The sequence below is a fragment of the Streptomyces sp. NPDC027185 genome, from assembly GCF_055567035.1.
Genome location: NZ_JBVHRF010000001.1, coordinates 615,106 through 639,296, shown reverse-complemented (window position 1 = coordinate 639,296; position 24,191 = coordinate 615,106). Strand labels below are relative to the sequence as shown.

The 24,191-nt window shown below is 71.4% G+C and carries 21 protein-coding genes; 12 read left to right on the top strand and 9 right to left on the bottom strand.

What is annotated here, in order from left to right:
* The first annotated feature begins 40 nt into the window (after positions 1-40).
* Complete coding sequence (locus ACZ4M8_RS02695) at positions 41-712, top strand: pirin family protein (protein ID WP_467602782.1); 672 nt, start codon at positions 41-43, stop codon at positions 710-712.
* A 566-nt stretch (positions 713-1,278) separates the two neighbouring features.
* Here ACZ4M8_RS02695 and ACZ4M8_RS02690 read toward each other — a convergent pair.
* Positions 1,279-2,106, bottom strand: coding sequence for a serine hydrolase domain-containing protein (locus tag ACZ4M8_RS02690; protein ID WP_467602780.1), 828 nt, complete (start codon positions 2,104-2,106; stop codon positions 1,279-1,281).
* A gap of 655 nt (positions 2,107-2,761) precedes the next feature.
* On the opposite strand from ACZ4M8_RS02690, the gene ACZ4M8_RS02685 reads away from it, so the two are divergent.
* Both ACZ4M8_RS02685 and ACZ4M8_RS02680 read left to right on the top strand, forming a co-directional pair.
* On the top strand, positions 2,762-3,211 hold the full coding sequence (locus ACZ4M8_RS02685; protein ID WP_467603444.1) for a MerR family transcriptional regulator: 450 nt from the start codon (positions 2,762-2,764) through the stop codon (positions 3,209-3,211).
* Between the two features lie 6 nt (positions 3,212-3,217).
* The gene (locus ACZ4M8_RS02680; protein ID WP_467602778.1) at positions 3,218-4,234 is read left to right on the top strand and encodes an aldo/keto reductase; all 1,017 of its coding nucleotides are present in this window, start codon (positions 3,218-3,220) and stop codon (positions 4,232-4,234) included.
* A gap of 79 nt (positions 4,235-4,313) precedes the next feature.
* Here the strand turns inward: ACZ4M8_RS02680 and ACZ4M8_RS02675 are convergent, their stop codons facing one another.
* The 6 genes from ACZ4M8_RS02675 to ACZ4M8_RS02650 form a co-directional block, all read right to left on the bottom strand.
* Positions 4,314-5,477, bottom strand: a complete 1,164-nt coding sequence (locus ACZ4M8_RS02675; protein WP_467602776.1) for an alpha/beta hydrolase — start codon at positions 5,475-5,477, stop codon at positions 4,314-4,316.
* Positions 5,478-5,770: 293 nt separating this feature from the next.
* A complete protein-coding gene (locus ACZ4M8_RS02670) occupies positions 5,771-6,451 on the bottom strand; it encodes a response regulator (protein ID WP_467602774.1) in 681 nt (226 codons plus the stop codon).
* Positions 6,448-7,803 carry a sensor histidine kinase gene (locus ACZ4M8_RS02665; protein ID WP_467602772.1) on the bottom strand — a complete coding sequence of 452 codons (1,356 nt, stop codon included), beginning with the start codon at positions 7,801-7,803 and terminating at the stop codon, positions 6,448-6,450. Before ACZ4M8_RS02665 ends, ACZ4M8_RS02670 begins: the two co-directional genes overlap by 4 nt.
* 163 nt (positions 7,804-7,966) lie before the next feature.
* Positions 7,967-8,845 (bottom strand): DUF4429 domain-containing protein, encoded by an 879-nt coding sequence (locus tag ACZ4M8_RS02660; protein ID WP_467602771.1) that lies wholly within the window; start codon positions 8,843-8,845, stop codon positions 7,967-7,969.
* A gap of 91 nt (positions 8,846-8,936) precedes the next feature.
* Positions 8,937-10,160 (bottom strand): alpha/beta hydrolase, encoded by a 1,224-nt coding sequence (locus ACZ4M8_RS02655; protein ID WP_467602769.1) that lies wholly within the window; start codon positions 10,158-10,160, stop codon positions 8,937-8,939.
* A gap of 248 nt (positions 10,161-10,408) precedes the next feature.
* The gene (locus ACZ4M8_RS02650) at positions 10,409-11,068 is read right to left on the bottom strand and encodes a TetR family transcriptional regulator (RefSeq protein ID WP_467602768.1); all 660 of its coding nucleotides are present in this window, start codon (positions 11,066-11,068) and stop codon (positions 10,409-10,411) included.
* A gap of 117 nt (positions 11,069-11,185) precedes the next feature.
* Between ACZ4M8_RS02650 and ACZ4M8_RS02645 the strand changes: the two genes are divergently transcribed.
* Positions 11,186-12,787 (top strand): MFS transporter, encoded by a 1,602-nt coding sequence (locus tag ACZ4M8_RS02645; RefSeq protein WP_467602766.1) that lies wholly within the window; start codon positions 11,186-11,188, stop codon positions 12,785-12,787.
* A 536-nt stretch (positions 12,788-13,323) separates the two neighbouring features.
* Positions 13,324-13,728, top strand: a complete 405-nt coding sequence (locus ACZ4M8_RS02640; RefSeq protein ID WP_467602765.1) for a peptidase inhibitor family I36 protein — start codon at positions 13,324-13,326, stop codon at positions 13,726-13,728.
* Between the two features lie 80 nt (positions 13,729-13,808).
* Here ACZ4M8_RS02640 and aceE read toward each other — a convergent pair whose 3' ends face one another.
* Positions 13,809-16,541 (bottom strand): pyruvate dehydrogenase (acetyl-transferring), homodimeric type, encoded by a 2,733-nt coding sequence (gene aceE / locus ACZ4M8_RS02635; protein ID WP_467602763.1) that lies wholly within the window; start codon positions 16,539-16,541, stop codon positions 13,809-13,811.
* Between the two features lie 530 nt (positions 16,542-17,071).
* Here aceE and ACZ4M8_RS02630 point away from each other — a divergent pair.
* The 6 genes from ACZ4M8_RS02630 to ACZ4M8_RS02605 all read left to right on the top strand — a co-directional run bounded on the left by ACZ4M8_RS02630 (position 17,072) and on the right by ACZ4M8_RS02605 (position 21,595).
* Complete coding sequence (locus tag ACZ4M8_RS02630) at positions 17,072-17,503, top strand: DUF3052 domain-containing protein (RefSeq protein ID WP_467602762.1); 432 nt, start codon at positions 17,072-17,074, stop codon at positions 17,501-17,503.
* 148 nt (positions 17,504-17,651) lie between these two features.
* Positions 17,652-18,110, top strand: coding sequence for a peroxiredoxin (locus tag ACZ4M8_RS02625; protein ID WP_467602760.1), 459 nt, complete (start codon positions 17,652-17,654; stop codon positions 18,108-18,110).
* A gap of 160 nt (positions 18,111-18,270) precedes the next feature.
* Positions 18,271-18,846: a TerD family protein gene (locus ACZ4M8_RS02620; RefSeq protein WP_399091464.1), complete on the top strand. Its 576-nt coding sequence runs from the start codon at positions 18,271-18,273 to the stop codon at positions 18,844-18,846.
* A gap of 163 nt (positions 18,847-19,009) precedes the next feature.
* The gene (locus tag ACZ4M8_RS02615; RefSeq protein WP_467602758.1) at positions 19,010-19,585 is read left to right on the top strand and encodes a TerD family protein; all 576 of its coding nucleotides are present in this window, start codon (positions 19,010-19,012) and stop codon (positions 19,583-19,585) included.
* Between the two features lie 52 nt (positions 19,586-19,637).
* Positions 19,638-20,762, top strand: coding sequence for a DUF475 domain-containing protein (locus ACZ4M8_RS02610; protein WP_467602757.1), 1,125 nt, complete (start codon positions 19,638-19,640; stop codon positions 20,760-20,762).
* 95 nt (positions 20,763-20,857) lie between these two features.
* Positions 20,858-21,595 carry a TerD family protein gene (locus ACZ4M8_RS02605; protein ID WP_467602755.1) on the top strand — a complete coding sequence of 246 codons (738 nt, stop codon included), beginning with the start codon at positions 20,858-20,860 and terminating at the stop codon, positions 21,593-21,595.
* 118 nt (positions 21,596-21,713) lie between these two features.
* Here ACZ4M8_RS02605 and ACZ4M8_RS02600 read toward each other — a convergent pair whose 3' ends face one another.
* The gene (locus ACZ4M8_RS02600; protein WP_467602753.1) at positions 21,714-22,790 is read right to left on the bottom strand and encodes a TerD family protein; all 1,077 of its coding nucleotides are present in this window, start codon (positions 22,788-22,790) and stop codon (positions 21,714-21,716) included.
* Between the two features lie 196 nt (positions 22,791-22,986).
* Between ACZ4M8_RS02600 and ACZ4M8_RS02595 the strand changes: the two genes are divergently transcribed.
* A complete protein-coding gene (locus ACZ4M8_RS02595) occupies positions 22,987-24,159 on the top strand; it encodes an HpcH/HpaI aldolase/citrate lyase family protein (protein ID WP_467602751.1) in 1,173 nt (390 codons plus the stop codon).
* Positions 24,160-24,191 lie beyond the last annotated feature (32 nt).

Genomic DNA, 24,191 nt, shown 5'->3' with positions numbered 1-24,191 from the left:
TCGGGGCGGGCGGGTGGCGCGGCGGGGCTACGGTGACTGCATGATTCAGGTGCACGCGGGCGCGGAACGCTATCGGGGCGGCGATCCGGAAGCCGGCATCGAGACGCTGCACGCGTTCTCCTTCGGCCCCCATTACGACCCCGCCAATCTGCGGTTCGGCGCGCTGATCGCCTGCAACGAGGAGCGGCTCGCGCCGGGGGCCGGTTTCGACGAGCACCCCCACCGCGACACGGAGATCGTCACCTGGGTCGTCGAGGGTGAGCTGACCCACCGCGACTCCACGGGACGCGCGACGACGGTGCGCCCCGGCGACCTGGCCCGGCTGACCGCCGCCGGCGGCGTCCGCCACGTCGAACGCAACGACGGCGCCGGACCGCTGCGCTTCGTCCAGATGTGGCTGGCCCCGACCGAGTTCGGCGGCACCCCTTCGTACGACGTGGTGCGCGGCCTCACCGACAACACCCCGTACGCGGTCCCGCGCGCCGGTGCGACGCTGCACCTCCGCCGCCCCGCACCGGGCGAGAGCGTCGAGATCCCGGCCGCGCCACGGGTGTATGTGCAGGTGGTCCGTGGTGAAGTGCGTTGCGGCGACGCGGTGTTGCTCCCCGGTGATGCCGCGCGGCTCATCGACGAACACGGCGCACAGCTGCGCGCGGAGACCCCCGCCGAGTGCCTGATCTGGGAGATGGGGGCGGAGCCCGGATACGTGTGAGAACGGGGAGGGGGCGCGTCGTGGCGGGGTCGCTCGCCGCGGTGGCGTGCGGCTGGGAGGCCGGGCGTTGTGGGGGAGGGCGCTCGGGCGGTGGCGTTGTGGGTGGGCGGTGGACGCCGGAGCCTGGCGCCCCGACCAGCGGTTGAGTGGTCGGGGCCCTCGGCGGGTCGCCGGAACTGCCGGTGTCCGGGCGTGCCTGTCCGGCGTTGCAGGTGCCGGGTGCCGGGTGCCGGGTGCCGGGTGCCGGGTGCCGGGTGCCGGGTGCCGGGTGCCGGGTGCCGGGTGCCGGGTGCCGGGAGCGGTGGGGGTGCTCGATGGTGGGGAGTCGGGGCCGGTGGCGGCAGGCTGGGCGGGGGCGATGCTGTGGTGGTTGCGGGTGCCGGGCGGCCGGAGGCGCGGGGCGTCCGGTGCCGGGGCGGTGGATTTGGGTGGTTCTGTGCCGTGACTGCGTGGCTGCGTGACTGTCGGTCGTCGGTGGTCGTTCGGCCGGTGGCAGTGGAGCGGGGGCCGGTGCGCCGGGGTTGGCGGTGGGCGGCCGGGGCCTGTTCGCGCCCGGCCGCCGGGGGTCAGGCGGAGTCGAGTTCGGCCAGGACCGCGTCGGTCAGCGGCGGCCAGGCTTCGATGGCCCACGGGCCGAAGGCGCGGTCGGTGAGCGCGACGCAGGCGGCGCCGGTACCGCCCGCCTCCGGGTCCACCCAGAGGAACGTCCCCGACTGCCCGAAGTGGCCGAAGGTCCGCGCCGACGACGAAGCGCCCGTCCAGTGCGGCGACTTCCCGTCGCGGATCTCGAACCCCAGCCCCCAGTCGTTCGGCTTCTGGTGGCCGTACCCCGGCAGTACGCCGGTGAGCCCGGGGAAGACCACGGAGGTCGCGGCGGCGACGGTCTCGGGCGCGAGCAGCCGCGGAGCCTGCAGCTCGGCGGCGAAGCGGACCAGGTCGGCGACGGTCGAGACACCGTCCTTGGCGGGGGAGCCGGCCAATTCCGTCGCGCCCATTGCGAGCGGCTCCAGCACCGCCTCCCGCAGATACTGCGGGAAGGGAATCCCGGTGGCCTCGGTGAGATGGTCGCCCAACGCCTCGAAACCGGCGTTGGAGTAGATCCGGCGGGTGCCCGGAGCGGCCATCGTGCGCGGCTCGTCGAAGGCGAGGCCGGAGGTGTGGGCGAGGAGATGGCGCACCGTGGCCCCCTCGGGCCCGGCAGGCTCGTCCAGCTCGATCGCGCCCTCCTCGATCGCCACCAGCGCTGCGTACGCCGCCAGCAGCTTGGTCACCGAGGCCAGCGGGAAACGGTGTTCCTGGGGCCCGTACGCTCCGGCCACGCTGCCGTCGGCTCGTACGACGGCGGCGGCAGCGGTCGGCACCGGCCAGTTCTCGATCATCCGCAGGCTCTGCATGGGATGAGCCTAAAGGCCCCCTCCTCCGGGCCCGCAGGCCGGTCGGTGCGGGGCTCCCACCAGGCACGGACGGCTCACCCGGGCCGAAGCGGTCGGCCGGATCTGCGGAAAGGCCCGGGAGGGGTACGGCGTGGGGGCGTTCCGGTGGGGGAGCGACAGGGGAGCGGTTGTGATCGGTATGGCTGGTCATGGGAGCGGAGTGGTGAGCGCGGCGGAAGAGGCCGGACCACCCGGAGCGGTACGGCACGGAGGCGGCCCGTTCGCCGTTCCGGCCGACGGGCGGGAGGCCGGGCCGTACCGTCGGGAGCCGCGCCGGCGGGCGGGCGGCCGGGTGACGGGCGCGGCGGAAGCGGCCGAGCGGTCCGGAACGGCCCGCGGTGGAGGCGCCGCCATCACCGTTCCCGTCACGGCGTGGCAGGAGCGGCCGTTCCGGGAGCCGGGCCGGAGGTGTGGTGGGGGCGGCCCGCCCCGCATCGGGCGCTTGCCAAATCCCGGTCAAGATCGCGCTTGCTTGGAGTGCACTCCAACTCTTTAGCGTTGAGTGACGTCGACGGGGGCGACAGCCGAACAGGGGAGACGCGGCATGACGGTGACGCAGAGCGAGCCGGTGATCGAGGAGACGGAGACGGGCGAGGGGACGGTGTCCACGCAACGGATGCCGGGCGGCCCGCAGTGGGTGACGCGGACCTGCGCGCAGGAGGTGCTTCACCCGCGCCCCACCGGCCAGGACCGCTACTCGATCAGCGAGGTGGCGGCACACACCGGGCTCAGCGCCCACACACTGCGCTGGTACGAACGGATCGGCCTGATGCCGCATGTCGACCGCAGCCACACGGGGCAGCGCCGCTTCACCAACCGTGATCTGGACTGGCTGGCGCTGGTCGGCAAATTGCGGCTGACCGGTATGTCCGTCGCCGACATGGTGCGCTTCGCCGCTCTCGTCGAGGGCGGCGACGCCACCTTCGGTGAGCGGGAACGGCTGCTGGTCGCCCACCGAGAAGGCGTGAGGCACCGCATCGCGGAACTCCAGGACACACTCGCCGTACTCGACTACAAGATCGACATCTACGCCGACGCCCGACGCCGGGCGTCCGAGAGGGGCTGACCCGGCATGGGGAGCGACAAGATCGACACCGTGGAACTGGGTACCGGTGGTCCCCGCGTCGGAGTGCAGGGCCTCGGCTGCATGGGCATGAGCTTCGCCTACGGCCCGACCGACGCCGACGAGGCGCGAGCGACCCTGGAACGTGCCCTGGAACGGGGCGTGACCCTTTACGACACCGCCGACTTCTACGGCGACGGCGAGAACGAGAAGTTCCTCGCGCCCTTCCTCCGCGCCCATCGCGACGAGACCGTGCTGGCCACCAAGTTCGCCCTCTCCTCGGACCCCGCAGATCCGGGGAAGCGCGTCATCCGCAACGACCGGCCCTACATCCGGCAGGCCGTCGAAGGAAGCCTGCGTCGCCTCGGTGTGGACACGATCGACCTCTACTACATGCATCGTCGTGACCCCTCCGTCCCGATCGAGGAAACGGTCGGTGCGATGGCGGAGTTGGTCACCGAGGGCAAGGTCAAGCACCTGGGTCTCAGCGAGGTGACCGCCACCGAACTGCGTGCGGCCCAGGCCGTGCACCCGATAGCCGCGGTCCAGTCCGAGTGGTCGCTCTTCAGTCGTGACGTGGAGAACGGCGTGGTCGCTGCCGCCGCCGAGCTGGGCGTGGGCTTCGTCCCGTACTCGCCGCTCGGCCGGGGGTTCCTGACCGGCTCTTTCACCAGCGCGGAGAAGGAACTGGGCCAGGATGACTTCCGCCGCCTGCAGCCCCGCTTCACCGGTGACAACGCCGCGGCCAATGCCGCGCTGCTGGAGCCCGTCCGCGCCCTCGCCGCCGCCCACGGGGCGACGCCCGGCCAGATCGCGCTGGCCTGGGTCCAGCAGCGGGCCGAGGTCCACGGCCTGAGCGTGGTGCCGATCCCCGGCACCCGCAGGCGCATCCGCGTCGAGGAGAACACCGCCGCCACCCGCATCCGGCTCACGGCAGATGAGCTGGCGCTGCTGGAGCCCATCGCGGGAAAGGTCGCGGGGGACCGGTACGCGGACATGACGTTCACCTCTGCCGGACGGGAATGACGGACGGGAACGGGGAGACGCGGGGACCTGGGCCGGTGTCGGCGGTGCGGGTGCCCGGACCCTCCGGTCCGGGGCCGGTTCAGGTGACGGCCGTGTAGCGGCCGAGGGTGATGGCGGCGAAGTTGCGCAGGGAGTCGGTACCCGGGGCGAGATAGCCGGTGTGGCCCTCTGCCCGTATCGCGGAGACCCGCCGCGCTCCGAACGCCGGATCGGTGGGGTCCTCGCCGTGGCCCAGCCCCAGTACGTCGACATGGGGGACGTTGCCTATCCAGTCCGTGGCGTCCCGTGCGGCCCACACCCGGGCGTGGGCGTCGACCGCCGCGGCCGAGGGACGGCGCACACCGGGGGAGCCGAAGACGATCAGATCTCTCGCGGTGTGGCCCAGGGACGGGCCGGCGAGACCGCAGACGACCGAGCCGTAGCTGTGACAGAGCAGCGCCGGTGAGGGCGCGCCGACCGCGGCCAGCCCGGACAGGAGACGCACCAGCCGGGGCGCGCCGGCCTCGGCGAGCCGCCCGGTCGCGGCGTCCGGCCCCAGACCGACCGGGGTGGTGTACCCCGTCCAGGCGATCACGGCCGTCCGTACCCCGGGGGCGTCGGAGGCCATCCGGGCGCGCAGCGAGGTCGCCATCCCCGTCGGTGTGCCGTACGGATCACGGGCCCGGTCGAAGGTGGTCAGATCGATGTCGGAGCCGGGTACGACGACGGCGGTGCGCTCCGCGCCCGCCAGGTCGCCGTGCACCTCCGCGATCTGACCGCGGCCGCGTGGGTCGAAGGCGAGGATCTGCCGTCCGGGCGCGAGCAGCTCGGCGTAGCGGTCGGCCGCCCGGCGTGCCGCCCGGTGGTCTTCCAGAGTGCCGCCCGGGTCGGTCGACAGGGCCTGTTGGCGGTCCCGTTCGGCCCTCAGGGCGAGGGAGTTGGCCTGGTACCTCAGGGCTATGGGGGCACCGTCGAGATTACCCACGGTCAAGGGGTGCCGCACGGCGAGGATCTGTCGCTGGGTGGCGGTCAGCCGGTTGAAGAAGTGCGCCACCTGCGCGGGGGGCGCCGTCGCCGGATCCGGTAGCGGGACCCCCGCGGCGCGGTCCGCGCGCCAGGCGGCGGCGCCCGGCGCGGGCCCGGTCACGGCGGTCTCGGCGGAGCCCGCGGCCCAGCCGCCCGTGCCCCCGGCGACGAGTACGACGAGTGCGGCGGCGGCCAGCGCGCGTCGGCCTCGTCGGGTGGTGGCTCGTAGCAGCGACATGGTGTCTCCCTCGTGCGGTGGTGCGACGGAGGAAACGTAGAAAGGCGCAGGGTGGGACGGCGTCACCCCTCGGAGCCAACTCCCGGGTGATACCGCAGTAGGGGGTGGGGCGCCGGGTCCCACTCGGGTATCACAAGATCTCCCCACGGAGAGGGAGCGGCGGGCCTGGCAACCGTCCGCCGATGACGCCGCGGCCCGATCCGGCCTGCCGCTGACCCGAACCCCCCGGACGCATCCCGACACTTCAGGAGACTCGCGCAAAGCCGTACGGCGCACCGCCCGACCGGCGCGCCTCAGCGTGTGCCGGGCGTGACCAGCCCCGACTCGTACGCGAAGATGACCGCCTGGGCGCGGTCCCGCAGTCCCAACTTGGCCAGTACGCGCCCGATATGGGTTTTCACGGTCTGCTCGGCGAGGATCAGCGTGTCCGCGATCTCCTGATTGGAGAGGCCGCGGGCGATCAGCTTCAGCACCTCGGTCTCCCGCGGGGTGAGGCCGTTGAGCTGGAGTGCGGTGCTCTCCTTGCGGGGCGCCGGGCCCTGGCGTGCGAAATCCGCGATCAGCCGGCGGGTCACGGACGGTGCGAGCAGGGCCTCACCCGCGGCGACGATCCGGACCGCCGAGATCAGATCGGCGGGCGGGGCGTCCTTGAGGAGGAAACCCGACGCACCGGCGCGCAGCGCCTCGTAGACGTAGTCGTCGACGTCGAAGGTGGTGAGCATCAGCACCTTCGGGCGGTGGGTGACGCCCTGCGGCGGGGCGAGCAACTGCCGGGCCGCCTCCAGGCCGTCCATCTCAGGCATCCGCACATCCATCAGCACCACATCCGGGTGCACCCGGCGGCTCAGCTCGACGCCCCGGGCGCCGTCCGGCGCGTCGCCCACCACGTCGATGTCGCTCTGCGCGGCGAGCAGCGCGGCGAAACCCGCCCGCACCATGGCCTGGTCATCGACGATGATCACCCGTGTGGTCATGAGGAGTTGACGTCCTTGTCGGTCGGCGGCTGTGGGGGCAGCGGGAGACGGGCGGTGACCAGGAACCCGCCGTCCGGCAGAGGGCCGGTCGTCAGTGAACCCTCCACCAGCCGCACCCGCTCCCGCATCCCCACCAGGCCGTGCCCGGTGCCGGAGGTCTCCCAGGCGGCGGACGGGACCGGCGGCGGGCTGTTGAAGATCTGCACCGTCAGCGTGGTGCCGTCGGGGGAGGGCACCACCCCCACCAGGGTTCGGGCGCCGGGAGCGTGCCGCACCACGTTGGCCAGGGCTTCCTGCACGATGCGGTAGGCGGAGAGGGCCACCGCCGGCTCCGGGGCCACCGGTCCGTCGGCCATCTCCAGACCGACCGGCACACCGGCCCGTATGGTGGCCTCGACCAGCCGTGGAATCTCGTCCAGACCGGGCTGCGGCGCCTTCTCCGGGCCGGTGTCCCGCTCCGCCTCCGCGCTGCGCAACACCCCCAGCAGCCGCCGCATCTCCGCCAGCGACTCCCGGGCCGTCGTCGCGATGGCGGCGAACTCCTCCCGCGCCTGCGGCGGTATGCCCTCCATGCGGTACGGCGCGCTGTCGGCCTGGACGGTGATCACCGACATGTGGTGGGCGACCACGTCGTGCAGTTCGCGCGCGATCCGGGCGCGCTCCTCCAGGAGGGTGCGGCGGGAGCGCTCCGCCTCGCTGATGGTCTCCTGCTCCCGCAACTTCCGCCGGGCGTCGCCGCGTTCCCGCAGGATGACGCCGACCAGGAGCAACATGCCGGACAGGACGAAGAGCAGCATCCAGGTGTTGTCGCTGCCGCGGGGCGTCATCGGCTCCAGGAGAAGACCCACCACACCCGTCGCCGCCCAGACGGAGCCCAGGGTGCGACGGCTCTCCCGCTGGGACAGCGCCACCATCAGTGCCAGATAGCCCATGAGCGCCGTCGGCGGCCAGGGCCAGGGCTGGGTCTGCGGGGAGGCGGCGAGCAGCACCGCGCAGAGCACGTCGGCACTGAAGATCACCCACCACGCCGCCAGCGGCCGGACCACCGCGATCAGCAACGGCAGCGTCTGCGCCACCCCCAGCAGACCGGCCGGGGCGGCGGACATGCCGTAGTTCTCCCCCAGATTGTGCACGCCGACCGGCATCAGCACCGTGGTCAGGAGAACGGCGAAGGCGTACGGGAGGCGGCGGACCCAGACGCGCCGGGCCGAACCGAGCAGCGGCGCGCCGGGCCGTTCCCCGAGCCCGGCGAACGCGGCCAGGCTCCGGCGGACCGCGTGCAGGGGGCGCTCCCGGGCCGGGGCGCGCGCCGCGCCGGTGCCGGTCGAGGAGGAGGAAAGGTCTCGGATCATCGCGCAGTCAATGTAAACGGACGCCGATGACCCGAACGTCATACCGGAGTGCGGAGCCGACCCCCTACCACGGTATGACCACGGTCACCGCTGTTCGCCCGGCGGGCCGCGGCCGACGACGCGGCGGAGAAGCCCCGTACGGCCTCGGGCGGACGCGCGGCGGCTACAACTCGGCGAGGAGTTCGGCCTTCTTCGCGCTGAACTCGCCGTCCGTCAGCAGCCCGGCGCCGTGCAACTCGCCGAGCTGACGGATCCGGTCGGCGATGTCGGCCGGATTCCGCCCGGTGTCCCCGGCCCGGCGCACCGGCGCGCACGCCGCCGGCTCCGGTCCGGACTGCGCCGTCCGCACCGCGGCCAGCACCGCCGCGGCGAACGGCAGCGACTCGTGGACGGGCCCGTAACCGAGCCCGAAGACCACGGCCGCGGGGTCCTGATCGGCCGCCCCGGGCGAGGCGTCCGGGGCGGTACGTTCCAGGAGCCGCAGATGGCCGGTGACCAGCTCCGGCGAGCGCCACTCCACGCCGCTCAACTCGTCGACGCCGAAGCTCTGGTCACCGCGCTTCCACTTCGCGGACGACGCGCCCGTCCAGAACCAGCGGAACGTCACCGCGCTCCCGTCGAACGACGCCTTGCCGTCGTACGCCTTGAAATGCAGCGGCCCCTCGGGCGGCGCGACCAGATGGCGGTCGGCGCGCTCCCCGGCGTCCGGTCCCAACCGGCCCCGCAGAACCTCCGCGTACCGCGCCGCCGGGGCTGCGTCCTCGGCGGGCAGCACCAGACGGTACGGATCGGCCTCCTCCTTGAGCTGCCCGGCGGCAGCTTCCATCAGAGGGTCGGCGCCCGGCCGCGGTACGGCGTGCAGGACGACGGTGCCGCGTCTGCCCTCGGACAGCTCGACGGCGCTCAGCGCCTCGTACGGAATGCGCCGCTCGCCGAGCGCCTGGAACAGCTTCGGCCTGCGGATCCCCCGTTCGAAGCGGATGAGTACGGAGTCCGTTCCGAACTCCCAGACGGCGTGAAAACCGGCCAGCACATCACCCATGCGGCTCATCGTATGCGGCGGTTGCCCGCCCGTCCCCCTTATGGACACCTTGTACCGTCTGAGGCCGTCTGCTCCCGGCCGTCGCGGTGGATCAGACGAGCCCGGCGTCGCAGCCGGAGTCGTCGGCCGCGCAGCGCACGTCCGTGAGCGCGCCCACGCCGACCTTCGCGAAGTTGCGCAGGCTCTCCGTGCCGGGCGTGAAGTACCCGGCGTGTCCCTCGGCGCCGTCGGCCGACAGCAGCCGGCTGCCGAACGCCGGGTCGACCGGGTCAGGGCCGTGCCCCAGCCCGCCGACCTCCAGGTACGGCACGTCCTGGATCCAGTCGTCGGCGTCCCGCATGGCCCAGAGCCGGGCGTGGGTGCCGAGCGCCGCCTTGTTGGCCGCGCGCATACCGGGGCTGCCGGCCACCGCGATGTCCCGCACGTTGGACGGCAGCTCGTGGGCGGCCAGACCGCACACCACGGAGCCGTAGCTGTGGCAGAAGAGCGAGACGCTGTCGGCGGCGGGCAACGCCCGGGTCAGCTCCCGGAGGCGGACGGCGCCCGCCGCGGCGAGCTGCCCGGTGGCGGCCTCCACCCCGAGACCGGCCGGGGCGGTGTAGTCGGCCCAGGCGATCACGGCGGTCCTGGCCTGCGGCCGGACGGCGCGCTCGGCGTCGTAGAGCGCGTCCGCCATGCCCACGGGGGCGCTGGTGGCGCGGGTGGTGCGTTCGAAGTTCGTCAGGTTGGTGTCCACCCCGGGGACGACCACGGAGACCCGGCGGGCCGTGCCGAGGTCGCCGAAGACCTCCGCGGCGCGCCCGCCCCCTGCCGGATCGAAGGCCAGGATCTGACGGCCCTTGGTCATCATCGACTCGAAGCGGTGCATCAGCCGGCCCGCGTCCTGGCGCCCGGCGGGCGTGAGGCGGTGGTCGACGGAGCGCCGTTCCTCGATCGCGCGGGCCCGGTCGAGCGCGATGCGGTTGGCCCGGTAGCGCAGTTCGACCGGTGCGCCGTTCATGTTGCCGACGACCAGGGGGTACCGGTCGGCGAGTTCACGGCGCCCGGTGCGGTCCAGGGAGGCGAAGAAGGCCCGCAGCCGGGCCGGTGCCGCGTCCGGGTCGGGCAGCTGCCGGCCGTGGAACGTGGCGGTCCGCCAGCCGGCCTCCGCGGTGGCCAGCGGGTTGGCGTCCTCCTTGTGGCCTCTGATCGCGGTCCAGCCCGTGAGGGTGAGCATCACGAACACCACCGCCAGGGCGAGTGCCGCACGCCAGGCGGTGGACTGCAGGAATCCGAAGGAACCGAAGGAGGGGCCGAGCCCAGAGAAAGAAGTCACCGCGGGCCACCCTAGGAGACACGGAAGGGCCCCCGCCCCAGGGGTGAGTCATGTCACGTTTCGCGGTGGGTAATTCGAACAAAGCGGACACGTGTGGTCGCCCGTCCCTGCTCAGAGGTGCGGCGCCGGACTCATCGGGAACAGGCGTGTCACACCCTGCCGGTGCCGGGTGACGGTGCGTTCCCTCCGGTCGGCCCCGGTGGCGCACCTCCCCGGCGCGCGGGCGGACCGTACGAGCCGGGCGCGCGTCACCCCTGCGCACGCCAGTCGTCGTCCAGGGCGGGCCGGATGTGGTCGAGGTAGGAGTGGGTCAGCTCACGGATCGACGCCACGGTGAAGTCGTCGCCCTCGCTCCACGCCTTCCCGGCGGCGCGCATCACGCCGTTGAACGCCCCGACCAGCACCCGGGGGCGCGGATCCCGGTCCGCGTCGAGCCCCTCGCGCCGGGCGATCAGCCGGGCGACCTCCTCCTCCAGCTCGCAGGAGCGCCGCAGATGCGCGGCGATCAGCGCGGGCGTCGACTCGATCATCTGGTACGAGCGCATGTGCAGCTCCACCGGGACGATCGGCTCGATCGCGGCGCCGATGTCGTCCCAGGCGACCGTCACCGAGCTGCGCAGCGCGGTCAGCGGGGACTCGCCGGCGGGCCGGCGGCGCAGCTCCTCCAGGAATCGCGCCTCGACCATCTCCTGGACGGCGAAGACGACCTCTTCCTTGTTGCTGAAGTAGCGGAAGAAGGTGCGCTGCGAGACGTCGACGGCGGCGGCGATCTCGTCGACGGTCGTCTCCTCGTAGCCCCGGGCCGTGAACAGCTCCAGTGCGGCGCGGATCAGGGAGTCCCGGGTGCGTTGTTTCTTGCGGGCGCGCAGTCCGCACAGAGCCGCTTCGCGCGGCGTCGACGGGGCCATGCTGCGCCGCCTTTCCGATGGTGTTCTCGCTGCTCAGCATAGCTGTGAGCGAAATGACAGTTACCGACTCATGAATTATTTTGTCAACTGTCAGTGGCTGACATTAGTGTCTGAAGTATGAGTTCCCAGACCCCGGTTGCCCAGAGCGCGCCGGAACTTCCCGTACCGGAGCCCCGTAAGGGCTTGCGCGGCCATCCGTGGCTGACTCTCTTCTCCGTCGCGATCGGCGTCATGATGGTCGCCCTCGACGGCACGATCGTGGCCATCGCCAACCCGGCCATCAAGCAGGACCTGAACGCCTCGCTGGCCGATGTCCAGTGGATCACCAACGGCTACATGCTCGCGCTGGCCATCGCGCTGATCACCGCCGGAAAGCTCGGTGACCGCTTCGGCCACCGCCAGACGTTCCTGATAGGCATCGTCGGCTTCGCCGCCGCCTCCGGGGCCATCGGCTTCTCCAAGGAAGTCACCTTCGTCGTCATCTTCCGCGTGCTCCAGGGCCTGTTCGGCGCGCTGCTGATGCCCGCGGCGCTCGGTCTGCTGCGCGCGACCTTCCCCGCCGAGAAGCTCAACATGGCGATCGGTATCTGGGGCATGGTCATCGGCGCCTCCACCGCCGGCGGCCCGATCGTCGGCGGTCTGCTCGTCGAGCACGTCAGCTGGCAGTCGGTGTTCTTCATCAACGTCCCCGTGGGCGTGCTGGCGCTCGTCCTGGGCCTGGTGATCCTCAAGGACCACCGTGCCGAGAACGCCCCGCGGTCGTTCGACATCCCCGGTATCGCGCTGCTGTCCGGCGCGATGTTCTGCCTCATCTGGCCGCTGATCAAGGCGTCCGAGTGGGGCTGGGGCTCGATGCAGACCTGGGGCTTCCTGATCGGTTCGGTGGTGCTCTTCGCCCTCTTCGCGCTCCTGGAGACGAAGGTCCGCGAGCCGCTGATCCCGCTGCGGATGTTCCGCTCCGTGCCGCTCACCGCGGGCACGGTCCTGATGGTCCTGATGGCCTTCGCCTTCATGGGCGGACTGTTCTTCGTGACGTTCTACCTCCAGAACGTCCACGGCATGAGCCCCGTCGACAGCGGTCTGCACCTCCTGCCGCTCACCGGCATGATGATCGTCGGCTCGCCGCTGGCCGGCGCGATGATCACCAAGTTCGGCCCGCGTATCCCGCTGGTCGGCGGCATGGTCCTCACCGCCGTCGCGATGTACGGCATGTCCGGTCTGGACACCGGCACCGGCACCGGCACGATGTCGCTCTGGTTCGCCCTGCTCGGCCTGGGTCTCGCCCCGGTCATGGTCGGCGCCACCGAGGTCATCGTCGGCAACGCCCCGCTGGAGCTGTCCGGTGTGGCGGGCGGTCTCCAGCAGGCCGCGATGCAGGTCGGCGGCAGCCTCGGTACGGCCGTCCTGGGCGCGGTGATGGCCTCCCGTGTGGAGAGCGACCTGCCGGGCAACTGGAAGGCCGCCGGTCTGCCGCCGGTCGACCCGAAGCAGCTCGCCCAGGCGTCCGACGCGGTCTCGGCCGGTTTCGCGCCGGTGCCGCAGAACACCCCGCCGGCGATCGGCCAGAAGATCGTCGCCGTCGCCCACGACACCTTCATCTCCGGCATGGGCCTCGCCTTCACCGTGGCCTGCGGCGTCGCGGTCGTCGCCGCCGTGGTCGCGCTGTTCACCAAGCGCGGCGAGAACGCGGAGGCGGGCGCGGGCGTCGGCCACATCTGAGCCCCCGCACCCCCGGCGGCGCGCGGCGGACCGGTCAACTCCGGTCCCGCCGCGCGCCGTTGCTCTGCGTGGGCCCGTCACTGCCCCCTCCCGCGCGGAACCGGCGCCACCGAGCCGTCATCACGCCCCGCCCCTCGCCCCGCCCCGCGCGTCAACTCCCCGCCGTACGCGCCTTTCCGGGCCGTCGCCGTGAGCCCTTTTCCCGCCCGGCCCCGGCCGCCACCCCATTTCACTCCTTCAGGTGAGCCCCGCACGGGAACCCGTCGCGGCGCCGTACGCGCCGACAGCTCGCGGGCCCCTTGGTACGGCCGGGAGGAACGGTTTCCGCGCCGCCCCGCGGCCACTGCCGGGGCGTCAACCCGGCGCCGCAGATGCTTGGCCCCGAGCCCTACTCTCCGTCCACATCGCCCCACCGGGTGGTCCTGCCGCCAGGGCCTTGGCAGCCGCCCCGGCCGCCGCCGAAGCTCGGCAGTGAACCCGCCGCGGGCAACCGGCCGGCGGCACACCCATCGCCGTATTCACGGGGGAGATCCCATATGCGTACGTACCGCAGCACCGCGCTCGTCACCGGCCTCGCCGCGCTGGCCGCCACCCTCGCCGCGCCCGCCGTCCTCGCCGCACCGGCCGCACACGCGGCGCCCGGCGCCAGGGGCGCCGCCTCCGGCGACTGCGCCAAGGGTCAGCTCTGCGTCTGGCCGAAGGCCGATTTCGGCGGGAAGCGGCAGACCTTCGAGCTGGCCGGCACCGACATCGACAGCTGCATCCCGCTGCCCAAGGGCACCACGGCCGCCTCGCTCGCCAACCGCACCGGCCGCCCGGTCACCACGTACCAGAGCGCCGCATGCGACGAGACCGGCGAGTTCGACACCTACCCGGGCGGCGGCAGCTGGGTGCCCAGCTCGCCGTACGGCTTCCGTGCCGTGAAGATCTGGGAGAGCTGACCCGGCGGCGTCCGGCCCCGAAAGGGCCGCGCCCCCGACCGGCGGACCGGTCGGGGGCGCGGCAGGCACCGTGCGGCGGCTCAGGCGTCGCCGCCCGCCTCCCCGGCGTCGGCTGCTGTGACGTCCAGCAGCTCGTAGCGGTCGATGGCCTGCTTCAGCAGCGAGCGGTCGACCTTGCCCTCCTTCGCCAGCTCGGTCAGCACACCGAGCACGATCGACTGCGCGTCGATGTGGAAGAAGCGGCGGGCGGCGCCACGGGTGTCCGCGAAGCCGAAGCCGTCGGCGCCCAGCGACTGGTACGCACCGGGCACCCAGCGCGCGATCTGGTCCGGCACCGCACGCATCCAGTCCGACACCGCGACCTTCGGGCCGGGCGCGTCCGCCAGCTTGCGGGTGATGTACGGGACCTGCTGCTCCTCCTCGGGGTGGAGCAGGTTGTGGCGCTCCACCTCGACGGCCTCACGGCGCAGCTCGTTCCAGGAGGTCGCCGACCAGACGTCCGCCTTGACGTTCCACTCCTCGGCGAGGATCCGCTGGGCTTCCTCGGCCCACGGCACCGCGACACCCGAGGCGAGGATCTGGGCCGCGTGCTCGCCCTTCTCCCCGGCCTTGATCCGGTGCAGACCCTTGAGGATGCCCTCGACGTCCACGTCGGCGGGCTCGGCCGGGTGCTGGATCGGCTCGTTGTAGACGGTCAGGTAGTAGAAGACGTCCTCGGAGTTCTCGCCGTACATCCGGCGCAGACCGTCCTTGACGATGTGCGCGATCTCGTACCCGTACGCCGGGTCGTAGGCGACACACGCCGGGTTGGTCGAGGCCAGCAGCTGGGAGTGGCCGTCGGCGTGCTGGAGGCCCTCGCCGGTCAGCGTCGTCCGGCCGGCGGTCGCACCCAACACGAAACCGCGCGCGAGCTGGTCGGCCATCTGCCAGAACTGGTCGCCGGTCCGCTGGAAACCGAACATCGAGTAGAAGACGTAGACCGGGATCAGCGGCTCGCCGTGCGTGGCGTAGGCGGAGCCCGCGGCGATCAGCGAGGCCGTGCAGCCCGCCTCGGTGATGCCGTCGTGCAGCATCTGCCCGGTCGGCGACTCCTTGTACGCCAGCAGCAGTTCGCGGTCGACCGACTCGTAGATCTGGCCCAGCGGGTTGTAGATCTTCGCCGACGGGAAGAACGCGTCCATGCCGAAGGTGCGGTACTCGTCGGGCGCGATCGGCACGAAGCGCTTGCCGATCTCCTTGTCCCGCATGAGGTCCTTCAGCACCCGGACGAACGCCATGGTCGTGGCGATCTTCTGCTGCCCGGAGCCCTTCTTCGCCCCCGCGTACGCCTTGTCGTCCGGCAGCGGCAACGGCTTGGCGCGCACGACCCGGGTCGGCACGTAGCCGCCCAGCGCCTTGCGGCGGTCGTGCATGTACTGGATCTCTTCGGAGTCACGGCCCGGGTGGTAGTACGGCGGCAGGCCGTCCTCCAGGTCCTTGTCCGGGATCGGCAGCCGCAGCCGGTCGCGGAAGCCCTTGAGGTCCTCGACGGTCAGCTTCTTCATCTGGTGGGTCGCGTTGCGGCCCTCGAAGTTCGGGCCGAGCGTCCAGCCCTTGACGGTCTGCGCGAGGATCACCGTCGGCTGGCCCTTGTGCGCCTTGGCCGCCGCGTACGCCGCGTAGATCTTCTTGTGGTCGTGACCGCCGCGGCCCAGGTGCAGGATCTGGTCGTCGGTCATGTTCTCGACCATGGCGCGCAGCCGGTGGTCGCCGCCGAAGAAGTGGTCACGGATGTACGCGCCGGTCTCGGTGGCGTACGTCTGGAACTGGCCGTCGGGCGTGGTGTTGAGCTTGTTGACCAGGATGCCGTCGCGGTCCTGCGCCAGCAGCGGGTCCCAGCTGCGGTCCCAGACCAGCTTGATGACGTTCCAGCCGGCGCCGCGGAACTGCGACTCCAGCTCCTGCATGATCTTGCCGTTGCCGCGGACCGGGCCGTCCAGGCGCTGGAGGTTGCAGTTGACGACGAAGGTGAGGTTGTCCAGCCCCTCGCGCGCGGCGATGGAGAGCTGACCCAGCGACTCCGGCTCGTCCATCTCGCCGTCGCCGAGGAAGGCCCAGACGTGGCTGTCGGAGGTGTCGGCGATGCCGCGCGCCTCCATGTAGCGGTTCATCCGCGCCTGGTAGATCGCGCCGAGCGGACCGAGGCCCATCGAGACGGTCGGGAACTCCCAGAAGTCCGGCATCAGCCGCGGGTGCGGGTAGCTGGACAGCCCGTCGGGAGCCTTCGACTTCTCCTGGCGGAACGCGTCGAGCTGCGCGTCGGAGAGCCGGTCGAGCAGGTAGGCGCGGGCGTACACACCGGGGGAGGCGTGGCCCTGGAAGAAGATCTGGTCGCCGCCCTTGCCGTCGTCCTTGCCCCGGAAGAAGTGGTTGAAGCCCACGTCGTACAGGGAGGCGGAGGAGGCGAACGTGGCGATGTGACCGCCGACGCCGATACCGGGGCGCTGCGCCCGGGAGACCATGACGGCCGCGTTCCACCGGGTCGCGTTCAGGACCTTGCGCTCGATCTCCTCGTTGCCGGGAAAGAACGGCTCGTCCTTGGTGGCGATGGTGTTGACGTAGTCCGTGCTGCGCATCTCGGGCACGGCCACGCGCTTCTCGCGGGCACGCTCGATCAGTCGAAGCATGAGGTAGCGAGCTCGTTCCCGGCCTCGCTCATCGACGGCTGCGTCGAGCGAGTCGAGCCATTCCTGGGTCTCTTCGGGATCGAAGTCCGGGACCTGGCTGGGAAGGCCGCCAATGATGATCGGGTTTCGATCGGATCCGGAAGCCACGCTGTTCCTTTGCGTTCGGTTCATGTCGTGCCCTGCACGCGTTAGCTGCTGCGCACGCGGTCGGATGGTGTCTCTCTGTACTGTCTCTCGGTGGTCACGCCGCCTTCCATCGTGTACCGAGGCATCGGGATACGTCATCTCTACCGAGGGGTAACCCCAGGCGGGAAGGCGATGGTGGCGCGGGCCGCCGTGACAGGTCGGCCAAATCGCAACCATACGCCCATGTCGACAGAGGGTGACGTACTGAGGTACGGAATCCGCATGGGCGTGCGAGGGTCGGGTAGAACTCCGTGAGAGGGATCGCCGCGGCTGTCCACACCGCAAACCCGGCAGATCGTCGTGAGGTACATCACTTCGGCCTGTCCGGGTGGGGTCGCAGTTGCGGCGAGACGCTGCCAATCGTCACCGTTTAGGCGGTCTCCGTGGCCGGGTACTTGCGCGATCCGTCCCGCCCGTGTGGACTACGCCCAATGCTCCGCGCACGCGCGGAGCGTTCCAGAGCATTTCCGAAACATGACAGGAGGCAATCCGTGAGCGCGACCGCGGACCACGCGGAGGAGCGGACCAACCTTGCCACCAGGCTGGGGTTCGAGCCCGGACAGGTGGTCCAGGAGATCGGCTTCGATGACGACGTCGACCACGATCTCCGCGAAGGTATTGAGGCCGTTATCGGCCAGGACCTCGTCGACGAGGACTACGACGACGTGGCGGATGCCGTCGTGCTGTGGTTCCGGGACGACGACGGCGACCTCACGGACGCGCTGGTGGATGCCATCGGCCTGATCGACGAGGGCGGCGTTGTGTGGCTCCTGACGCCCAAGACCGGGCGTGAGGGCTACATCGAGCCGAGCGACATCAACGAGGCGGCGCAGACCGCGGGTCTCTCCCAGACCAAGAGCATCAGCGCGGGCAAGGACTGGTCGGGCAGCCGGCTGGTCACGCCGAAGGCCGGCAAGCGCTGAGCCACCGCTCCGCCAGCCGCACCCGAGCCCCCTCCGGATCCCTTCCGGCAGGGGGCTCGCGGTTGTGCGGGGACGGCCTCCGGCGGGCGCGGCCGGGCGCGTAGGGTTGGGCCGATATCTGTTGAACGTGAGCGAAGGGATGCACCCCATGGCGATCGAGGTCGGCACGAAGGCTCCGGAGTTCGAGCTGAAGAACCAGCACGGCGAACTGGTCACGCTCTCCCAGTTCCGTGGCGAGAAGGCCGTCGTTCTCCTCTTCTACCCCTTCGCCTTCACCGGCGTCTGCACGGGTGAGCTGTGCGCGCTCCGCGACGAGCTGCCCAAGTTCGTCAACGACGACGTGCAGCTGCTGGCCGTCTCCAACGACTCCCCGTTCTCGCTGCGCGTCTTCGCCGAGCAGGAGGGCCTGGAGTACCCGCTGCTGTCGGACTTCTGGCCGCACGGTGAGGCGTCGCGCGCGTACGGCGTCTTCGACGAGGAGAAGGGCTGCGCGGTGCGCGGCACCTTCGTCATCGACAAGGAGGGCGTGGTCCGCTGGTCGGTCGTCAACGGCCTGCCCGACGCCCGCGACCTGAACGAGTACGTCAAGGCGCTCGACGCCCTCTGAGCGGCAGCCCCGGTGGCACCGGTTCCCGCCGCAGCCGACATTCGCCGGTGATATCTGCGTTCGGTGGGAACCGGTCACTAGGATCGATTCGTTGATCCGATGCCATGCACGATGGGGGCGCGAAAAATCTTGACGTACCCCTCGAATCTAGGGAGGACTCGTGGGAGTCAGCCTCAGCAAGGGCGGCAACGTCTCGCTGACGAAGGAAGCCCCCAATCTCACCGCCGTGCTCGTCGGCCTGGGCTGGGACGCGCGTACCACCACCGGTACCGACTTCGACCTGGACGCCAGTGCCCTGCTGACGAATGACCAGGGCAAGGTGGCCAACGACCAGAACTTCGTGTTCTTCAACAACCTGAAGAGCCCGGACGGTTCGGTCGAGCACACCGGCGACAACACCACCGGTGAGGGCGAGGGCGACGACGAGGCCATCAAGGTCAACCTCGCCGGTGTCCCCGCCGATGTCGCGAAGATCGTCTTCCCGGTGTCGATCTACGACGCCGAGACCCGCCAGCAGAGCTTCGGCCAGGTCCGCAACGCGTACATCCGCGTCGTCAACCAGGCCGACGGCAACGAGCTGGCGCGCTACGACCTCAGCGAGGACGCCTCGACCGAGACCGCCATGGTCTTCGGCGAGCTGTACCGCAACGGCGCGGAGTGGAAGTTCCGCGCCATCGGCCAGGGGTACGCCTCCGGGCTGCGCGGTATCGCGCAGGACTTCGGCGTCAACGTCTGACCGCTCGCGGGTCCGCGCCGTCGGGGCGCGCGGCCCGCGACACCGCTCGACCACGTGCGGCGCCGTACGCCCCGCAAGGGGGTGCGGCGCCGCACGCGTGTGAAAGGGGCCGCGGCCACGGTGCGCCGCGGCCCGTCACGTCACCGGGGAGGAACCGAACACCATGAGCGTCACACTCGCCAAGGGCGGCAACGTCTCCCTGTCCAAGGCCGCGCCGAATCTCACGCAGATCATGGTCGGTCTCGGCTGGGACGCCCGTTCCACCACCGGCGCCCCCTTCGACCTCGACGCCAGTGCGCTGCTGTGTGCCTCGGGCCGGGTGCTGGGCGACGAGTACTTCGTCTTCTACAACAACCTCAAGAGCCCGGAGGGGTCCGTCGAACACACCGGCGACAACCTCACAGGTGAGGGCGAGGGCGACGACGAGTCGATCCTGGTGGACCTCACCGGCGTTCCGGCGCAGGTCGACAAGATCGTCTTTCCGGTGTCGATCCATGAGGCGGATCTCCGCGGCCAGAGCTTCGGCCAGGTCAGCAACGCTTTCATCCGGATCGTGAATCAGGCGGACGGCAGTGAACTCGCGCGCTACGACCTGAGTGAGGACGCCTCGTCCGAAACGGCGATGATCTTCGGCGAGGTGTACCGCTACAACGGCGAATGGAAGTTCAGGGCGGTGGGACAGGGGTACGCGTCCGGTCTGCGGGGCATCGCTCTAGACTTCGGGGTCAACGTTTCGTAAAGGCGCCACGCTGTGCGCGGGGGGCCCGCAGAGCTAGGGAAATGGGTAAGCAGTGCTCCTGAAAACCTTTGGCTGGTCGTTCGCCGTCACGGTGGCCGGCCTTGCCTTGGCCGGCGTGCTCTGGGGGTGGCAGGGGCTCGCGGTCGTCGGGATCCTCTCCATCCTGGAGATCTCGCTCTCGTTCGACAACGCGGTCATCAACGCGGGCATTCTCCGCAAGATGAACGCCTTCTGGCAGAAGATCTTCCTGACGGTCGGCATTCTGGTCGCGGTCTTCGGTATGCGGCTGGTGTTCCCGGTCATCATCGTGGCGATCACCGCGAAGCTCGGGCCGATCGAAGCGGTCGATCTCGCCATCAACGACAAGGCCCATTACCAGGAGCTGGTCACCGCCGCCCATCCGGCCATCGCGGCCTTCGGTGGCGTATTCCTCCTGATGATCTTCCTCGACTTCCTTTTCGAGGAGCGCGACCACAAGTGGCTCGCCTGGATCGAGAAGCCGATGGCCCGCCTCGGCAAGCTCGACACCCTCTCCGTCATCGTCGCGCTGGTCGCCCTGCTGGTCACGGCCATGACGGTCGCCACCGATGTCGCGCACGGCGGCGGTGACAAGACCGCCACGGTCCTGCTCGCCGGGGTCGGCGGTCTGATCACCTACCTCGTCGTCGGCGGTATCTCCGGGTACTTCGAGGACAAGCTGGAGGAGGACGAGGACGACGAGGAGGAGGCCGCGGCGCCCGCGAAGAAGGGCAACGGCGCGGTCGTGGGGCTGGCCGGCAAGGCCGCGTTCTTCCTCTTCCTCTACCTGGAGGTCATCGACGCGTCGTTCTCCTTCGACGGTGTGATCGGCGCGTTCGCCATCACCAACGACATCTTCGAGATGGCGCTGGGTCTGGGCATCGGCGCGATGTACATCCGGTCGCTGACGGTCTTCCTGGTCCGCAAGGGCACCCTCGACGACTACGTCTACCTGGAGCACGGCGCGCACTACGCGATCGGCGCGCTCGCCGTCATCCTGCTCGTCACCATCAAGTACGAGATCAGCGAGGTCATCACCGGTCTCATCGGTGTGGTGCTGATCGCGCTGTCGTTCTGGTCGTCGGTGGTGAAGAACCGCCGCGAGGCCGGGTCCGGCGGCGGCAGCGAGGCGAAGGCCGAAGTATCCTCCGGCGTGTGACGCCGACCTGATTGAGGAACGCTCTCAGCGGGGCGGCCACGGGGTGCGGACCTCGGGCCGCCCCGTTGTCATCGGTCGAGCTGTGGGGTGGGCAAGTGTCGTTCCTGGGGAACTTCTGGCGCGGTGGTGCGCCGGCGTTCGACAACGGCGGCGGTTCGTACGTCGTCGAGCTGACGAAGCGGAAGCCGGTGGTCTCGCTCAGCAAACAGGGCGCGGACCACGGCCATATGCGGGTCAATCTGCACTGGCAGATGCGGACCACGGATCTGGGCGAGAGGAACACCCGGAGCCTGCGCACCCTGCTGCGGCATCCGAGCCGGATGTTCACGCCCGAGATGGTGCAGTCGCAGGGCCCGGCGGTCGTCAAGATCGACCTCGACCTGGCCTGTATGTACGAGCTGAAGGACGGCACCAAGGGCGTGGTGCAGCCGCTCGGCGACTTCCTCGGCGAGCTGAACTCCCCGCCGTACGTGCAGCTCAGCGGCGACGACCGGTTCGGCTCGCCGTCCGGCGAGACGCTGTACGTCAACATGGACAAGAGCGACGAGATCAAGCGGCTGCTGATCTTCGTCTACATCTACGACGGCACCCCGGCCTTCGACCGTACGCACGCGGTGGTGACGCTCTACCCGACCACCGGGCCGCGGGTGCAGATCCGGCTCGACGAACGGGCACCGCAGGCCCGGTCCTGCGCGATCTTCACGCTGGAGAACGTCAAGGGCGAGCTGACGGTGCGCCGTGAGGTGAAGTACGTCTACGGCTTCCAGGCGGAGCTGGACCGGCTGTACGGCTGGGGTCTCCAGTGGGGCCGGGGCTACAAATCGAAGACGTGAGCGCGGGTGCGGCGCCCGGCCGCTGAGCCGCGCCGGCCGCCGGGCCCGGTCCGCTCGCCGTCCGCCGCGCCCCGGGGCGTGCCTTCCGTCGTGGGGGCCGTCCCGGGGCGCGGCGGTTTCAGCGGCGCTGGAACTGCGGGCCCTGGGGTGGCAGGACGAAGGCGGGTTCCGGTACGGGCGGTTGCTGCGGGTAGCCGTACGCCGGGGGCTGCTGGGGGTAGCCGTACGCGGGCTGCGGCTGGTACGGCGGCGGGGCCGGCTGCTGGTGCGGCGGGCCGGGGTAGCCGTAGGCGGGCCGGGCCGGGGGCTGGGCGGGCGGCGGCGGCACGTGCTGCGGGTAGCCGTAGCCGCCGGTCGCCGGGGAGTCCTGCGGCGGGGCGAGCGGGAAGGAGTCGGGGAGCCGGCCGGGCGCCGGGTCCGGGACGTGCTGGGTCGCGGCGTCCGGGTCGGACACCGGCCGGCCGCCGCCCGCCGCGGCGACCGGCGGGGCGGCCGCCTCCTCGGGCCACGCGGACGGCGGCGGGACCACCGGGCCGCCCTCGCCCGTCGCGGGGGGCCCGTCCGGGACCGGCGGTGCGGTGGCGGGCGGCGTCGCGGGCTGCGGGGCCGGTGCGGCGGGGGCGGGGGAGGGTTCGGGGGCGTGGCCCTCGTCGTCCTCGTCGACCGAGATGCCGAACTCGGTGGCGAGGCCGACCAGTCCGCTGTCGTAGCCCTGGCCCAGGGCGCGGAACTTCCAGGTGCCGGCGCGGCGGTACAGCTCGCCGCAGATCAGGGCGGTCTCGTCGCCGGTGTCGGGGGCGATGTCGAAGACCAGGAGCGGTTCGCCGTCGCCGCCGGCCGCGTCGTAGAGCAGGACCCGCAGGTCCGGGACGCGGGCGAAGGTGCCGCCGTCGGCGGAGGCGGTGAGGACGACGCGGTCGACGGAGGCGTCGAGGGTGGTGAGGTCCGCCTCCAGGCTGTCGGTCAGGCTCTCCCCGACCGGGGTCTTGGCCAGGTGGCGGACGCCGCAGTCGGGGTGCCGGGGCTGGTTGTAGAAGACGAAGTCGGCGTCGGAGCGCACGCGTCCGTCGGGCCCCACCAGCAGCGCCGAGGCGTCGACATCGGGGACGCCCGCGCCGGGGGTCCACCGCAGGACGGCCCGTACGGCCGTCGTGTCCACGGGTACGTTCGACCCCTTCAGCATGGCGTGCGTCATAGCGCAATCCTGCCTTCCCCGGGGCCGGGCGGACAACGCGGGGGGCCGGGCCCGCGGGGGCGCGGGGCGGGCGTGACGGGGCGATTTCCCGCCCGAGGGAACTTTCCGACACCCCGCGCACGTACGATTATCGGCTGGATCCAGAGGTCATGACGCAGCGGGTATGCCCGGTTCGCGCCTGTATACGGGGAGTTGTATGCGGCATTTTGGGCATCTTGGGCCCGACATCCGGAAGAAGTTGTTCCATCAGGAGCCGGCGGAGTTCACCGCCGCCTCGCCCGCCCGCACCCTCGCGACCGCGCTCGGCGCCACGCTCTACAGCCCCGCCACCCGGCCGCGCCTCGCCGACGACATCCTCAAACAGGCCGCCCGCGGCGTCGTCTCGATGGTCCTGTGCCTGGAGGACTCCATCAGCGACGCGGACGTGACGGACGGCGAGGCCAACCTCGTCCGGCAGTTCGCCCGGCTCGACGCGGCAGCCGCGGACGGCGCCGACCTCCCGCTCCTCTTCATCCGCGTCCGCACCCCCGGCCAGCTGGCCGACCTCGCCCGGCGGCTGGGGCCCGCGGTGCGCCACCTCTCCGGTTTCGTGCTGCCGAAGTTCACCGCCGAGCGCGGCGCGGAGTTCCTGGAGACCCTGCGCGCCGCCGAGGCCGCCTGCGGCCGGCGGCTCTTCGCGATGCCGGTCCTGGAGTCCCCGCAGCTGCTGCACCTGGAGACCCGCCACGAGACGCTGGCCGGTATCGCCGCGACCGTCGGCGCCCACCGCGACCGCGTCCTCGCCCTGCGCCTGGGCGTCACCGACTTCTGCTCCGCGTACGGACTGCGCCGCGCCCCGGACATGACCGCGTACGACGTCCGGATCGTCGCGTCCGTCATCGCCGACGTCGTCAATGTGCTGGGGCGGGCCGACGGCAGCGGGTTCACCGTGACCGGGCCGGTGTGGGAGTACTTCCGGCTGCACGAGCGGATGTTCAAACCGCAGCTGCGCCGCAGCCCGTTCCAGGGGCGCGCCGAGCAGCTGCGGGCGGCGCTGATCGAGCACGACATGGACGGACTGCTGCGCGAGATCGAGCTGGACCACGCCAACGGTCTGCTGGGCAAGACCTGCATCCACCCCTCGCACGTCGCGCCGGTGCACGCCCTGTCGGTCGTCAGCCACGAGGAGTTCAGCGACGCCGCCGACATCCTGCGGCCCGAGCGCGGCGACGGCGGCGTCCTGCGCTCCGCCTACACCAACAAGATGAACGAGGTGAAGCCGCACCGCGCCTGGGCGGAGCGCACGTTGCTGCGCGCCGAGGCGTTCGGGGTGGCCCGCGAGGGCGTCGACTTCGTGGAACTGCTCACCGCGAGCGTGCCCCGGGACTGACCCGGCGGACGCCGACGTACGACGGGCCCGGC